The sequence below is a fragment of the Microbacterium testaceum genome (genome assembly GCF_006539145.1).
Lineage (GTDB): Bacteria > Actinomycetota > Actinomycetes > Actinomycetales > Microbacteriaceae > Microbacterium > Microbacterium testaceum.
The window spans coordinates 121,464-134,312 of record NZ_BJML01000006.1; the positions used below are offsets into that span (position 1 = coordinate 121,464).

Annotated in this window: 13 protein-coding genes; 7 read left to right on the plus strand and 6 right to left on the minus strand. The window is 71.2% G+C overall.

From position 1 onward, the window contains the following. The first annotated feature begins 58 nt into the window (after positions 1-58). Both MTE01_RS10325 and MTE01_RS10330 read left to right on the plus strand, forming a co-directional pair. A complete protein-coding gene (locus MTE01_RS10325) occupies positions 59-1,522 on the plus strand; it encodes an aminopeptidase P family protein (RefSeq protein ID WP_141377344.1) in 1,464 nt (487 codons plus the stop codon). Then, positions 1,519-3,294: a gamma-glutamyltransferase family protein gene (locus MTE01_RS10330; protein ID WP_141377346.1), complete on the plus strand. Its 1,776-nt coding sequence runs from the start codon at positions 1,519-1,521 to the stop codon at positions 3,292-3,294. The genes MTE01_RS10325 and MTE01_RS10330 overlap by 4 nt, the downstream gene beginning before the upstream one ends. Before the next feature lie 165 nt (positions 3,295-3,459). On the opposite strand, the gene MTE01_RS10335 is transcribed toward MTE01_RS10330, so the two are convergent. Both MTE01_RS10335 and MTE01_RS10340 read right to left on the minus strand, forming a co-directional pair. Continuing rightward, positions 3,460-4,128, minus strand: a complete 669-nt coding sequence (locus MTE01_RS10335) for an alpha/beta hydrolase family protein (protein ID WP_246078219.1) — start codon at positions 4,126-4,128, stop codon at positions 3,460-3,462. After that, entirely contained in the window at positions 4,125-4,871 is a 747-nt protein-coding gene (locus MTE01_RS10340; protein WP_141377348.1) for a YflT domain-containing protein, read from the minus strand. Before MTE01_RS10340 ends, MTE01_RS10335 begins: the two co-directional genes overlap by 4 nt. Positions 4,872-4,942: 71 nt before the next feature. On the opposite strand from MTE01_RS10340, the gene MTE01_RS10345 reads away from it, so the two are divergent. The 3 genes from MTE01_RS10345 to MTE01_RS10355 are packed head-to-tail and all read left to right on the plus strand — an operon-like array spanning position 4,943 to position 7,934. Further along, positions 4,943-6,262: a magnesium transporter MgtE N-terminal domain-containing protein gene (locus MTE01_RS10345; protein WP_103210890.1), complete on the plus strand. Its 1,320-nt coding sequence runs from the start codon at positions 4,943-4,945 to the stop codon at positions 6,260-6,262. Continuing rightward, entirely contained in the window at positions 6,262-6,789 is a 528-nt protein-coding gene (locus MTE01_RS10350) for a DUF1003 domain-containing protein (RefSeq protein ID WP_103210891.1), read from the plus strand. Before MTE01_RS10345 ends, MTE01_RS10350 begins: the two co-directional genes overlap by 1 nt. After that, positions 6,786-7,934: an Mrp/NBP35 family ATP-binding protein gene (locus tag MTE01_RS10355; protein WP_141377350.1), complete on the plus strand. Its 1,149-nt coding sequence runs from the start codon at positions 6,786-6,788 to the stop codon at positions 7,932-7,934. The genes MTE01_RS10350 and MTE01_RS10355 overlap by 4 nt, the downstream gene beginning before the upstream one ends. Before the next feature lie 228 nt (positions 7,935-8,162). On the opposite strand, the gene MTE01_RS10360 is transcribed toward MTE01_RS10355, so the two are convergent. Continuing rightward, a complete protein-coding gene (locus MTE01_RS10360; RefSeq protein ID WP_103210893.1) occupies positions 8,163-8,534 on the minus strand; it encodes a twin-arginine translocase TatA/TatE family subunit in 372 nt (123 codons plus the stop codon). A gap of 72 nt (positions 8,535-8,606) precedes the next feature. On the opposite strand from MTE01_RS10360, the gene MTE01_RS10365 reads away from it, so the two are divergent. Further along, positions 8,607-9,242 carry an O-methyltransferase gene (locus MTE01_RS10365; RefSeq protein ID WP_103210894.1) on the plus strand — a complete coding sequence of 212 codons (636 nt, stop codon included), beginning with the start codon at positions 8,607-8,609 and terminating at the stop codon, positions 9,240-9,242. Between the two features lie 65 nt (positions 9,243-9,307). Here the strand turns inward: MTE01_RS10365 and MTE01_RS10370 are convergent, their stop codons facing one another. The 3 genes from MTE01_RS10370 to dapE all read right to left on the minus strand — a co-directional run bounded on the left by MTE01_RS10370 (position 9,308) and on the right by dapE (position 11,868). Then, positions 9,308-9,478 carry a DUF3117 domain-containing protein gene (locus MTE01_RS10370; RefSeq protein WP_074615842.1) on the minus strand — a complete coding sequence of 57 codons (171 nt, stop codon included), beginning with the start codon at positions 9,476-9,478 and terminating at the stop codon, positions 9,308-9,310. A 93-nt stretch (positions 9,479-9,571) separates the two neighbouring features. Further along, complete coding sequence (locus MTE01_RS10375) at positions 9,572-10,795, minus strand: putative hexosyltransferase (protein WP_141377353.1); 1,224 nt, start codon at positions 10,793-10,795, stop codon at positions 9,572-9,574. After that, entirely contained in the window at positions 10,792-11,868 is a 1,077-nt protein-coding gene (dapE, locus tag MTE01_RS10380; protein WP_103210896.1) for a succinyl-diaminopimelate desuccinylase, read from the minus strand. Before dapE ends, MTE01_RS10375 begins: the two co-directional genes overlap by 4 nt. A gap of 42 nt (positions 11,869-11,910) precedes the next feature. On the opposite strand from dapE, the gene dapD reads away from it, so the two are divergent. Beyond that, entirely contained in the window at positions 11,911-12,831 is a 921-nt protein-coding gene (dapD, locus tag MTE01_RS10385; RefSeq protein WP_116240012.1) for a 2,3,4,5-tetrahydropyridine-2,6-dicarboxylate N-succinyltransferase, read from the plus strand. The last annotated feature ends 18 nt before the right edge of the window (positions 12,832-12,849 follow it).

The following is a 12,849-nucleotide window of genomic DNA, read 5'->3' on the forward strand; positions in this document are numbered from 1 at the left end:
GGCCTTGTGCCGAACCGACCGTCGTGCGCGCGGCGCCCGACGGTGCGAGACTGGAACGATGGACGCCCCCTCCACCAGCGACACGACCGCGACGACCGCCGACCGCCAGATTGCCGACTCGCCGACTGCGGAGCCGCAGTCCGACGCGGTCGAACTCGACGCCCCCAGCAATCGGAAGGCCCCGTTCCCCCGCGGCTTCCTCGAAACGATCTCGACCGGCTGGGCCGAGCACCCCGCCGAGCTCCCCCAGCCGCGCGAGCAGGCCGCCTGGGCCGCGCGTCGCCGCGCCCGCGTGTCGGAGGCGTTCCCCGGTCGGCGCGTCGTCGTGCCCGCCGGTGGTCTGAAGCAGCGCAGCAACGACACCGACTATCCCTTCCGCTCGCATTCCGCCTTCGCGCACCTCACCGGTTGGGGGCGCGACGCCGAACCCGACGCCGTGCTCGTCTTCGAGCCGCGCGACGAGGGTCACGAGGCCGTGCTGTACTTCCGCGAACGGGCCGATCGCACGACGGCGGAGTTCTACTCGGACGCCACGGTCGGCGAATTCTGGATCGGCCCCCGCCCCGCCCTCGACGGCGTCGCCGCCGACCTGGATCTCGCCACCGCACACCTCTCGGACTTCCAGCCCGGTGACCACGACCTCACGGTCGACGTGGACGACGAGGTCACGCGTTTCGTCTCCGAGCTGCGTCTGATCAAGGACGAGTACGAGCTCGCCGAGCTGGCGCTGGCCGTCGAGGTCACCGGCCGCGGGTTCGACGACATCGTCGCCGAGCTCCCCCGCATCATCGAGCACCCGCGCGGGGAGCGCGTGGTCGAGGGCGTGTTCCACCAGCGCGCGCGCTCCGACGGCAACAGCGTCGGCTACGACACCATCGCCGCCTCGGGGCCGCACGCCTGCTACCTGCACTGGACGCGCAACGACGGCGCCGTCACGCCCGGCGACCTGATCCTCGTCGACGCCGGCGTCGAGGTCGACAGCCTCTACACCGCCGATATCACCCGTACGCTGCCGGTCTCGGGGACGTTCACCGACATCCAGCGCCGTATCTACGAGACGGTCCGCGAGGCCGCCGACGCCTCGTTCGCCGCCGCGAAGGTCGGCGTCCCCTTCCGTCGTCTGCACGAAGCCGCGATGGAGGTCATCGCCGCGCGGGTCGCCGAGTGGGGTCTTCTCCCCGTGACGGCCGAAGAAGCACTGGACGCCGACAAGGGCGGTCAGCACCGCCGCTACATGGTGCACGGCACGAGCCACCACCTCGGCATCGACGTCCACGACTGCGCTCAGGCCCGCCGCGACATGTACTACGACGGTCTGCTCGAGCCGGGCATGGTGTTCACGATCGAGCCGGGTCTGTACTTCCAGATCGACGACCTCACCGTTCCCGAGGAGTACCGCGGTATCGGCGCGCGCATCGAGGACGACATCGTCATGACGGCCGATGGCCCGGTCAACCTGTCGGCGGGTATCCCCCGCACGGCGGACGAGGTCGAGGAGTGGATCGCCCGGCTGTCGCGATGACGTTCACGCCGCCGGCATCCTTCACCACCCGGCCGACGCTGCGCGGCACCTTCGGGATGTCGGCGTCGACCCACTGGACGGCGACGGCCACCGCACAGGCGGTGCTCGAACGCGGCGGCAACGCGTTCGACGCCGCGTGCGCGGCGGGCTTCGTGCTGCACGTCGTCGAGCCGCACCTGAACGGCCCCGGGGGCGATCTCGTCGCGCTCGTGCGCCCGGCCGGTGCGTCCGAGCCGTCCGTTCTAATGGGTCAGGGGCCGGCACCCGCCGCGGCCACCCTGGAGCATTTCCACGGACGCGGGCTCGACCTCGTCCCGGGCGCCGGCGGCCTCGCTGCGACGGTGCCCGGGGGTGTCGACGCGTGGCTGCTGCTGCTGCGCGATCACGGGACGTGGGAGCTCGGCGACGTCCTCGCCTTCGCGACGCGCTACGCGCGAGACGGCCATCCGCTGGTCGCGGGAGCCGCCGCCACGATCGGCCGGGTCGCCGACCTGTTCCGCGCGCACTGGTCCTCGTCGAAAGACCGATGGATGCCGACCGGCGAGCCGCCCGCACCCGACACGGTGGTCCGCAATCCGGCCTGGGCCGACGTGCTCGACTCGCTCACGGCCGCGGGGATCGGCGCCATCGATCGGGAGTCGCGCATCGACGCCGCGCGCGAGCACTGGATGACCGAGGTGCTCCCCCGGGCGGCGACTTTCCTCCGGGAGCCGCACCGGCACGCCGACGGTCGCGATCATCCCGGCATCCTCGATGCCGAAGACCTGGCGTCGTGGCGGGCGACGTTCGAGCCCGCCGTGTCGGTGTCGTTCCGCGGGTGGGACGTTTTCAAGGCGGGAGCGTGGTCGCAGGGCCCGGCGCTGCTGCAGACGCTTCGACTGATCGAGGACGCCGACGACGTCGACCCCGGGTCGGCGGACGGCGCCCACCTGTTGCTCGAGGCGCAGAAGCTCGCCTATGCCGACCGCGACGCGTGGTTCGGCGACACCGACGACGCCGTTTCGGTCGAGGCCCTGTTGACCGACGAGTACATCGCGGCCCGACGCGCGCTCCTCGGTGCCGACGCGTCGCTCGATCTGCGCCCCGGCTCCCCCGATGGTCGCGAACCGGTCCTGCCGGCTCTGCGGACGACGCACGCGGTGGCCTCGGGCTCGACCGGCGAGCCGACGGTCGATCGCTCGGGCCAGACCCGCGGCGACACGTGCCACCTCGATGTGATCGACCGGTGGGGCAATGCGATCTCGGCCACCCCGTCCGGCGGTTGGCTGCAGTCCTCCCCCACGATTCCCGAGCTCGGGTTCTGCCTGGGCACGCGACTGCAGATGGTGCGGCTGGAGCCGGGGCACCCGGCATCCCTCGTCCCCGGTCGTCGTCCGCGGACCACGCTCACCCCGACGCTGCTGACCCGCGGCGACGAAGTCATCGCGATCGGCTCCCCCGGCGGCGATCAGCAGGACCAGTGGCAACTGCCGGTGCTTGTACGGATGCTCGTCGGCGGCTACTCCCCGCAGCAGGCGATCGACGCCCCGACCTTGCACACGACGGCGCTCGTCGACTCGTTCTGGCCGCGCACGTGGTCACCGGCGGGTGCGGTGGTCGAAGACCGTTTGGGCGACGATCTGATCGCCGAGCTCGAGCGGCGCGGGCACCGCGTACGCCGGGCCGGTGACTGGGCGTTGGGCCGAGTGAGCGCGGTCGGCCGAGACGCCGAGGGACTGCTGTGGGCCGCCGCGAATCCGCGGGGCGCGCAGGGGTATGCAGCCGGGCGCTGAGCCCCCGTGCCGTGCCCGCCCACACGTGACCGGTCGCGCAAGCGGACGGCCGCCGCAGAAGCGAGGTCCTCGTCTGTCCCGAGCGGGGCGGGATTCACGCGCGACGCGCACCGACCGATGAATGGTTTCGACCGGACGGCGGGGGCATCCGCCGGGCTGCGCCGATCAGGCCCCGCGCGCGAAGTCCGCGACGACGAGCGCCAGACCGGCGCCGATCTCATCGGCGGGGCGGCGGGCGCCTTTCACCTCGAAAGAGTGGTTGCCGCCCGCGATCCAGTGCACCTGGGCGTTGCGACATGACGCGATCACCTCGTCGAACTGGTCCCGCGGATCGATGAACGGGTCGTTCTCGCCCTCGACGAACAGCTGCGGCACCGAGATCGCCGACAGGTGCTCGCGGCGCGGTTTGTCGGGCCGCCCGGGCGGGTGCAGGGGGTAGCCGAGGTAGACCAGCCGGGCGGGAGCGATCACACCCTCGGAGGTGGCGACGGATGCCATGCGCCCGCCGTACGACTTGCCCGCGGCGACGTAGCGGCCGGGGGCGGCCGAGGCGAGCCAGGCCTGCACGCCCGCCCAGGTGGCGACGGCGTGCGTCGCGGGACCGGGCATGCGCCGGCCCGCCTCGACATACGGGAAGACGAAGCGCAGGACGGAGATGCCCTCGGCGACGAGCGCATCGGTCAGACCGGCCAGGAACGGATGCTCCATGCCGGCACCCGCGCCGTGCGCCAGAGCGACGGTCGCCGAAGAGTCAAGGGCCGCGGACCACAGCCCCGATATCTCGGTGCCGCCCGTCGGCAGCGCGACGGCGATGCGGACGGCCTCGGCGCTCACCGCTCGGTCGGGGCGGGGTGCTCGTCGGAGCCGTCTCGAGCGTCGTCGGGGCGCTCTGCGTTTTCCCGGTCCCCAGCGGTGCGCTCGGACGGGGGCGCGATCCGCTCGCCGTACCGCGGCGGCTCGTCGTCGCGCGGGGAGGGAGCCTGGGTCGGGGCGGGCGGACGCGGCGGAGCGACCGGCGCAGCGGTGCCCGGAGCGACGCGCTCTCCGTACTGCGGAGGAGCAGTGTCAGATGCCACCGGACGCGAGACGACGGCGCCTCCGCCGACGGCCGAGGGCCCGACGATCCCGCGGGCCTTGTGGACGCTCGGGGCCGCGACGCACACGTCGTAGTGGTCGGCGGCGACCTGCATGACCGAGGCGAAGTCGCGGCGGCGACGCACGATCGAATAGGTGCCGATGCTGAGGATCATGCCCAGCGCCATACCGACCAGCAAGACACCGATGAAGGCGGAGATCTGCACGGTCGGCATCCCGAGCACGAAGATGAAGGCGAACAACAGTCCCAGCATGAGGCCGTTCAGCGCCCCCGAGCGGGCCGCCGTGGCGTACCCGAGCCTGCCGGTGATGCGTTCGATCGATCGCAGACCCGAGCCCACGATCGCGATGTCGCGCGCAGGCACTTCTCCGGCGATCAACGAGGACACGGCTTTCTGCGCCTGCTCGTAGGTCGGGAACGAGGCGATCTTTTCGCCGACCTCGTCGCGACCGGCACCCGGACGCTGCGCGAACATACTCATTTCACCATCCTGTCATGCGCGCCTGACCGTTCCACCGGCGTTGCATAGGAGGCGCGGACTACGCTGGTCCAGTGAGCACGCAAAGGGTATTCGTCGCCCGCTTGGCGGGCTGCACGGTGTTCGACCCGGCGGGAGACCGTCTGGGTAAGGTGCGCGACGTCGTGGTGATCTACCGCGCCTCCGCCGCACCGCGCGTCGTGGGGCTCGTCGTCGAGATTCCCGGACGACGACATGTGTTCGTGTCCATCGGACGCGTCACCTCCATACAGGCCGGTCAGGTCATCACGACCGGCCTCATCAACGTGCGCCGTTTCCAGCAACGTGGTGGCGAAGTGCGTGTGATGGCCGAGATGCTCGGCCGCCGCGTCAGCCTGGTCGACGGTTCCGGCACTGCCGTGATCGAAGACGTCGCGATCGAGCGCAACCGGCTCGGCGAATGGGACGTGGGGCAGCTGTTCCTCCGACGCCCGCGCACGAGCGCGTCGCCCTTCGCCAAGGGCGCGACGACCTTCGCGGCCTGGGGCGAGGTGCGCGAAAACCAGACGCCCGGCGAGGCGCAGTCCGCCGAGCAGCTGGTCGCGACCTACTCCGAGCTCAAGCCGGCCGACCTCGCCAACACGCTGCTCGACCTTCCCGAGGAGCGACTCATCGAGGTCGCCGAGGAACTCAGCGACGACCGACTGGCCGACGCCCTCGAAGAGATGCCCGAAGACGAGCAGGTTCACATCCTCGAACAGCTGGGCGATGAGCGCGCCGCCGACATCCTGGATGCCATGGAGCCCGACGACGCGGCCGACCTCCTCGGTCAGCTTCCGGAGTCGCGCTCCGAGCAGCTGCTCGACCTGATGGAACCGGAGGAGGCCGACGACGTCCGCGCCCTCCTGCAGTACGGCCCCGACACCGCCGGTGGTCTCATGACGCCGGAGCCCATCGTGCTCTCGGCCGACGCGACGGTGGCCGAGGCCCTGGCCCTCATCCGCCGGCACGAGCTGCACCCCGCCCTCGCGGCATCCGTCTTCATCACCCTGCCCCCGTACGAGACGCCCACCGGGCGGCTGCTCGGGACGGTGCACTTCCAGCGCATGCTGCGGTACCCGCCGCACGAGCGCCTGGGGGCGATCATCGACGACACGCTGGAGCCGGTCACCGCCGACGCCACCGCGGCCGAAGTCGCGCGCCTGCTCGCGAGCTACAACCTCGTGTCGCTCCCCGTGGTCGATCAGGCGCACCGCCTCGTCGGCTGCGTGAGCGTCGACGACGTGCTCGACTACCTGCTGCCCGACGACTGGCGCACGCACGACAGCGACGATCCGAGACCCCGGACGACCACGAGGTCCACCGCGACCTCGAGCATCCCCCAGATCACCCCGCAGACCCCGAGGAGGCGCTGATGGCACGCACCAACCGCAAGCCCGCTCTCGACGCCCCGCGCGGCCGCACCGGCGTCCTGGCCCCCCGCGCTCCGCAGCCCTCGCGTGACCGCTTCGGACGGTTCACCGAGTGGGTCGCCCGCGCGATGGGGACGCCCACCTTCCTGCTGTCGTTGACGCTGTTCTGCGTGGTGTGGATGGGCTGGAACTCGATCGCGCCCGACGAGTTGCGTTTCGACTCCGCAGCGATCGGCTTCACCGCGCTGACACTCGTGCTCTCGCTGCAGGCCTCGTATGCCGCCCCGCTGATCCTGCTGGCGCAGAACCGGCAGGACGACCGCGACCGCGTGCAGATCGAGCAGGACCGGCAGCGCGCCGAGCGCAACCTCGCCGACACCGAGTACCTCGCCCGTGAGATCGTGGCGCTGCGCATGGCGGTGCGTGACCTGACCGACGAGGTCATCACGAAGGACACGCTGCGGGCCGAGCTCAAGGCCGCCCTCGAGCGCCTCGACGAGCACGACGACGCTCCTCGGCCCGCCTCGTGAGCGACGCCCTCACCGAGAGCGTTCGCGCAGCGGTCGCCGCCGTCACCGATCCGGAACTGCGGCGTCCGCTGGGCGAGCTCGACATGGTGCGCGACATCGACGTCTCGGGCACGACCGCCGAGGTCGGCATCGCCCTGACGATCGTCGGCTGCCCCGCCGCGGATCGCATCGAGAGAGACGTCCGGGATGCCGCGGCCTCGGTCGCGGGCATCGAGGCGGTGGAGATACGGGTCGGCGTGATGTCGCCCGACGAACGGAAGGCGCTCACCGCGAAGCTGCGCGGCGGACGCGCGAAGCGCGAGATGCCGTTCGGGCCGGATTCGCTGACGCGCGTGATCGCCGTCACCAGCGGCAAGGGCGGCGTGGGCAAGTCCACCGTCACCGCGAACCTCGCCGTGGCCCTCGCGGCGAAGGGGCTGCGTGTCGGGCTGATCGACGCCGACGTGCACGGCTTCTCGATCCCCGGGCTGCTCGGGCTCGTCGACGCCGACGGCCTGCCGCCCGCCCCCACCAAGCTCGACGACCTGATCCTGCCGCCGGTGGCGTACGGGGTGAAGGTCATCTCGATCGGCATGTTCCTGCGCCGGCCCGGAGAAGATGCGGCGGGCGCTGTCGCGTGGCGCGGACCGATGCTGCACCGCACCGTGCAGCAGTTCCTCACTGACGTGTTCTTCGGCGATCTCGACGTCCTGCTGCTCGACATGCCACCGGGTACCGGAGACGTGGCCATCTCGGTGGGCCAGCTTCTCCCCCACGCCGACGTGCTGGTCGTGACGACCCCGCAGGCCGCGGCCGCCGAGGTGGCCGTGCGCTCCGGCCTGGTCGCTCGTCAGACCGGCCAGCGCCCCATCGGGGTGATCGAGAACATGGCCGCGATGACACTCCCCGACGGCACGGTGCTCGATCTGTTCGGTGCCGGCGGCGGCGCCGAGGTGGCCCGCGCTCTCTCGAGCGCCGATGCAGACGTGCCGCTGCTGGCATCCGTGCCGCTCAGTCCCGCCCTGCGTGCCGGCGGAGACGATGGGCGCCCGGTGGTGCTGTCGCACCCCGACGACCCGGCCGCGCGCGCGATCGACGCGGCGGCATCGGCCCTGGCCGTTCGTCCGCGTGGCCTGGCAGGCAAGCCGCTGCGACTCGGCGTCTGACCCGAGCCGCTCCCGTCACGAGAACAGGGCGCCGCCGCGAGAACAGGGCGATTCGCGCCGAATCGGCCTGTTCCGGTGACATCCCCTGTTCTCGTGACACGCCGTGGTCTGACGCCGCCCCAGGCGGACGAGCCTGTCGAAGCCACCCCGCAGACCCCGCCCTTCGACAGGCGGAGGAGCCTGCACCCGATTCAGAGATGACTGCCCGGGTCGGCCGCCGAATCCGCGTCAGGTCGCCTCGTCGTCGAACGGCGGCCGCTCACCCGCCACGAAGGGAGCGGATGCCGGCTTCTCGCGCGCCGCGAGGGCTGCGGCGCCCGCGGCGCGCATGGTCGCCGTCGGGGTGTCGTCGAGCAGTGCCTCTCGAATGATGCGGCGCGGATCGTACTGCCGCGGGTCGAGCTTCTTCCAGTCGACGTCGTCGAACTCGGGGCCCATCTCGTCGCGCATGCGCGTGCGGGCACCCTGCAGCGTCTCTTTCGCGCGCTTGGTGAACTTGGCCAACGCTTCCGCATAGCGCGGGAGGCGCTCGGGGCCGACGAGGACCGCCGCAATCACGCCGATCAGCATCAGCTTCTCGATCGTGAGGCCGAAGAACATGCGTCCAGATTACCGGCCTCGCCTAGGGGGTGAGCGACCATCCGCCGTCTAGCCTGATCTGAGGAGGTCCACGTGAGCGGTCATGAGGCGAACGAACGGTTCGTGCAGGAGTCGACGGTCGAGCCCGAGCACATCGCTCGCGCCCGGGCGCACGCGCTCGAGCTCGGAGCGGCGCCGATCAGCCCCGCGGTCGGAGCGCAGGCGGCCGTGATCTCGGCGGCATCCCGCGCTCTCAACATCGTCGAGGTCGGCACCGGCGGCGGGGTCTCGGGACTCTGGCTGCTGCACGGCTCCCCTCGCGCGACCATCACGACGATCGACAGCGAGCCCGAGCACCTCGGAGCCGCCCGGTCCGCATTCATCGACGCCCGGGTACCCGCCGCACGGGCCCGGTTCATCACCGGTCGGGCAGCGGATGTCCTCCCGCGCATGAACGAGGCCTCGTACGACATCGTCTTCATCGACGCCGATCCCGAGGGCGTCATCGAGTACGTCGAGCACGGCCTGCGCCTGGTGCGCGCCGGTGGCACGGTCCTCATCCCGCGAGTGCTCGCGCACGGTGCGGCCGACCCGGTTCGCCGTGACCCGGTGACCACGGCCTACCGCTCTCTCATCCAGGAGGTGCAGTCCTCCCCCGCTGTCATCGGCGCGCTGTCGACCACCGGCGAGGGTCTGCTGCAGCTCACCACACGGCCGCCCGAGGACTGAGCCTCCCCCAGTGCACGAAGAAGGCCGGCCCCCGCGGGGACCGGCCTTCTCTGCGTCGATGGGCGTCACGCGGTGACGACACCACCGAGCACGTCGTAGAGTTCCTTCGCCTCGGCGTCGTTCACCGAGACGACGAGTCGCCCGCCGCCCTCGAGCGGCACGCGCACGATGATCAACCGGCCCTCCTTCACGGCCTCCATCGGTCCGTCGCCGGTACGCGGCTTCATGGCTGCCATCGCGGCCCCCTTTTCGTCGTTGGTCTGCCTGAGAAGTTTACCGGTATCCCGCGTGGCGAGTCGTACCGAGCGGGCAGCAAGGGTCGACGGGCCTCAGGGAATCTGCCAGTACGCGTTCGCGAGGGCGTACATGTTGTAGATCCACCACCACTGTCCGAGCAGCGCCACAGCGAGCACCGCGAGCCTCCACCCGCGGGACCGGGGCACCGCCAGAGCCCCCCAGAGCGGCGAGATCGGCACCAGCAGCCGGAAGATACTCGACTGCGGGAAGAACACCAGCAGCAGGTAGACCAGGTAACTCGCCGACCACAGCCGTACTTCGATGCCGAGGCGCTTCACCTGCGGCGAGAACAGCAACAGAGCGGCCACGGCCAACACGAGCAGCGCGAGGAACACGTACCCGGTCACGGCGCCCAGCCCCCAGCGGGTGAACCAGAACCCGGCGGCCTGCACGAACCCGTCGAAGGGGACGAACCCGCCGTTCGAGTCCCCGAGCCAGTTGCGTCGCCAGGCCAGTTCCGTGGCCAGGTACGCGCCCGGGTCGCCGGTGACGAACCCCGCGATCGCCTGCCACGCGAATCCGACGACGACCGAGAGCCCGCCGAGCGCCACGAGGTGCGCGATGTCGCGTGTCGGCAGCGGATCCGCGCGTCGACGGAAGAGTCGATGGATGCCATAGAGCCCGAGGAACAGGGCGAAGGCCAGGATGCCGGGACGCGTGAATCCCATCGCCGGCACGAGGAGGTACAGCCAGGCCCACTGACGCCGCTGGACGCACCGGAGGGCGAGGAAGAGGAAGAAGAGGAACAGCGCCTCGGCGTAGCCCACCTGGAACAGGGCGGCCAGCGGCCCGCACGCGAAGAAGATCACGGCCCACATCGCGGCCGACGCGCCGATGCGCTCGCGCAGCAGGGAGTGCAGCACGAGACAGGCGCCGTAGCCCGCGGCCAGCGAGATCGCGACGGCCCCCGCGCCCCACGACCCGAGCAGGAAGCCCAGTCCGGCCGAGAGATACGAATACAGAGGCATGAACGCCCAGGCGTTCTCGGCGACGTGACCGCCGGCGGCGATCGGCAGGTCCACCGGGTACCCCGAGACGGCGGCGAACCAGTACCACTGCGCATCCCACCCCAGGGCGAGCTTTTCGAGCGAGGGAGCGATTCCGTAGCGCGAGCCCGGGCCCGACAGCGCCGACGCGAGAAGGAAGAAGCCCGTCGTGACCACGCGCGCCGCGGCGTAGACGATGGCGATACGTGCCGCCACGGGCAGGCGATCCGCCCATCCGACCCGCGTGCGCGTCGTGGCCGCGGTGGTCACGACCCGCTCAGCCAGGCACGCAAGCCGCGCTCGACGGCGTCGATCTGCGCGAGCGGCACGCGCTCCTCGTCGTGGTGCGCGAGGTGCGGGTCACCGGGGCCGTAGTTGACGGCCGGGATGCCGAGGGCTGAGAACCGCGCGACATCGGTCCAGCCGTACTTGGGTTTCGGCGTGGCGCCCACGGCATCCACGAACTCCTTCGCGAGAGCCGCGTCGAGGCCGGGGCGAGCGCCCTCTGCCACGTCGACGATCTCGACGTCGAAACCGGTGAACACGTCGGTGACGACACGGGTCGCGGCTGCGGCGTCACGGCTCGGAGCGAAGCGGTAGTTGACCTCGACGGCGCAGGCGTCGGGGATGACGTTGCCCGCGACGCCGCCCGAGATGCTCACGGCGTTGAGCCCCTCGCGGTAGACCAGTCCCTCGACCTCGATCTCGCGGGCGCGGTACTCTGCCAGGCGCGCGAGGATCGGGGCCGCCTTGTGGATCGCGTTTTCACCGATCCACGATCGCGCGCTGTGGGCGCGGACACCTTCGGTGCGAACGATCGCACGGAGCGTTCCGTTGCAGCCGCCCTCGACCTCGCCGTTGCTGGGCTCGCCCAGGATGGCGAAGTCGCCCTCGAACAGATCCGGGCGGTTGCGCGACAGCCTGCCGAGGCCGTTCAGGGCGGAGTCGACCTCTTCGTGGTCGTACCACATCCACGTGATGTCGACCGGGGGCTCGGTGAGCTCGGCGGCGAGCTTGAGCTGCACCGCGACACCGGCTTTCATGTCGACCGTCCCGCGCCCCCAGATCACGTCGACGCCGTCGACAGAGCGGTCCTCCACCGGGAGGTTGCCGTTGATCGGCACGGTGTCGATGTGCCCGGCGATCACGACGCGACGGTCGCGACCGAGGTTGGTCCGGGCGACGATCGTGTCGCCATCGCGAATGATCTCGAGGTGGGCGTACGCGGAGACGGCGGCCTCGATGGCATCCGCGAGAGGGGTCTCGTCTCCCGAGACGCTGGGGATGTCGCAAACGGCCCGGGTGAGGGCGGCCGAGGACTGGGTGAGGTCGAGCGCGGGCATGCCCCGATCTTCCCACAGGCAGTGCCCCAGTACCCTGGGACGGTGAGCAACGAACGACGCATCAGTGCTGCCGGCCTCTCGACGCGGACCACCGGGGGCACGGTGCTCGACGCCTGGTTCCCGAACCCTGTCCTGGGCGATTCGACAGACCTGGATGCCGAGAAGGCGGCGCTCGAATCCTCCGCGGGCCCCGATGAGCGACGCGGTGTCGTCGTCGAGACGGTGGCGCTCACGATCGACGCCGACGAGCCCCCCGCCTCGACCGCGGACGCCTACCTGCGTCTGCACGCGCTGTCCCACCTGCTCGTGCGCCCGAACGAGATCAACCTCGACGGGATCTTCGGCCACCTCCCCAACGTCGCCTGGACCAACGCCGGTCCCGTGCACCCCGACGACGCGGCTCGACTGCTGCCGCAGCTGAAGCGTCACGGCATCGAGCTGCAGGGCCTCGACAAGTTCCCGCGCCTCACCGACTACGTGCTCCCCGCGGGCGTGCGCATCGCCGATGCCTCGCGCGTGCGCCTGGGCGCGCACCTCTCCCCCGGTACGACCGTGATGCACGAGGGCTTCGTCAACTTCAACGCCGGCACGCTCGGTTCGTCGATGATCGAGGGCCGCGTCTCACAGGGCGTCGTCATCGGCGACGGCACCGACATCGGCGGCGGAGCCTCGATCATGGGTACCCTCTCGGGCGGAGGAACCCACCGTGTCTCGATCGGCGCGCGTACCCTCCTCGGCGCGAACGCGGGCATCGGCATCTCGCTCGGTGACGACTGCGTCGTCGAGGCGGGCCTCTACGTGACGGCCGGCACGAAGGTCCGCGTCGGCGACGAGACGGTCAAGGCCGGCGAACTGTCGGGTCGCGACGGCATCCTGTTCCGCCGCAACTCCCTCACCGGCGCCGTCGAGGCGTCGGCCCGCTCCGGGGTGGGCGTGACGCTGAACGAGGCGCTGCACGCCTGAGCCGCCCTCGGCCTCGTC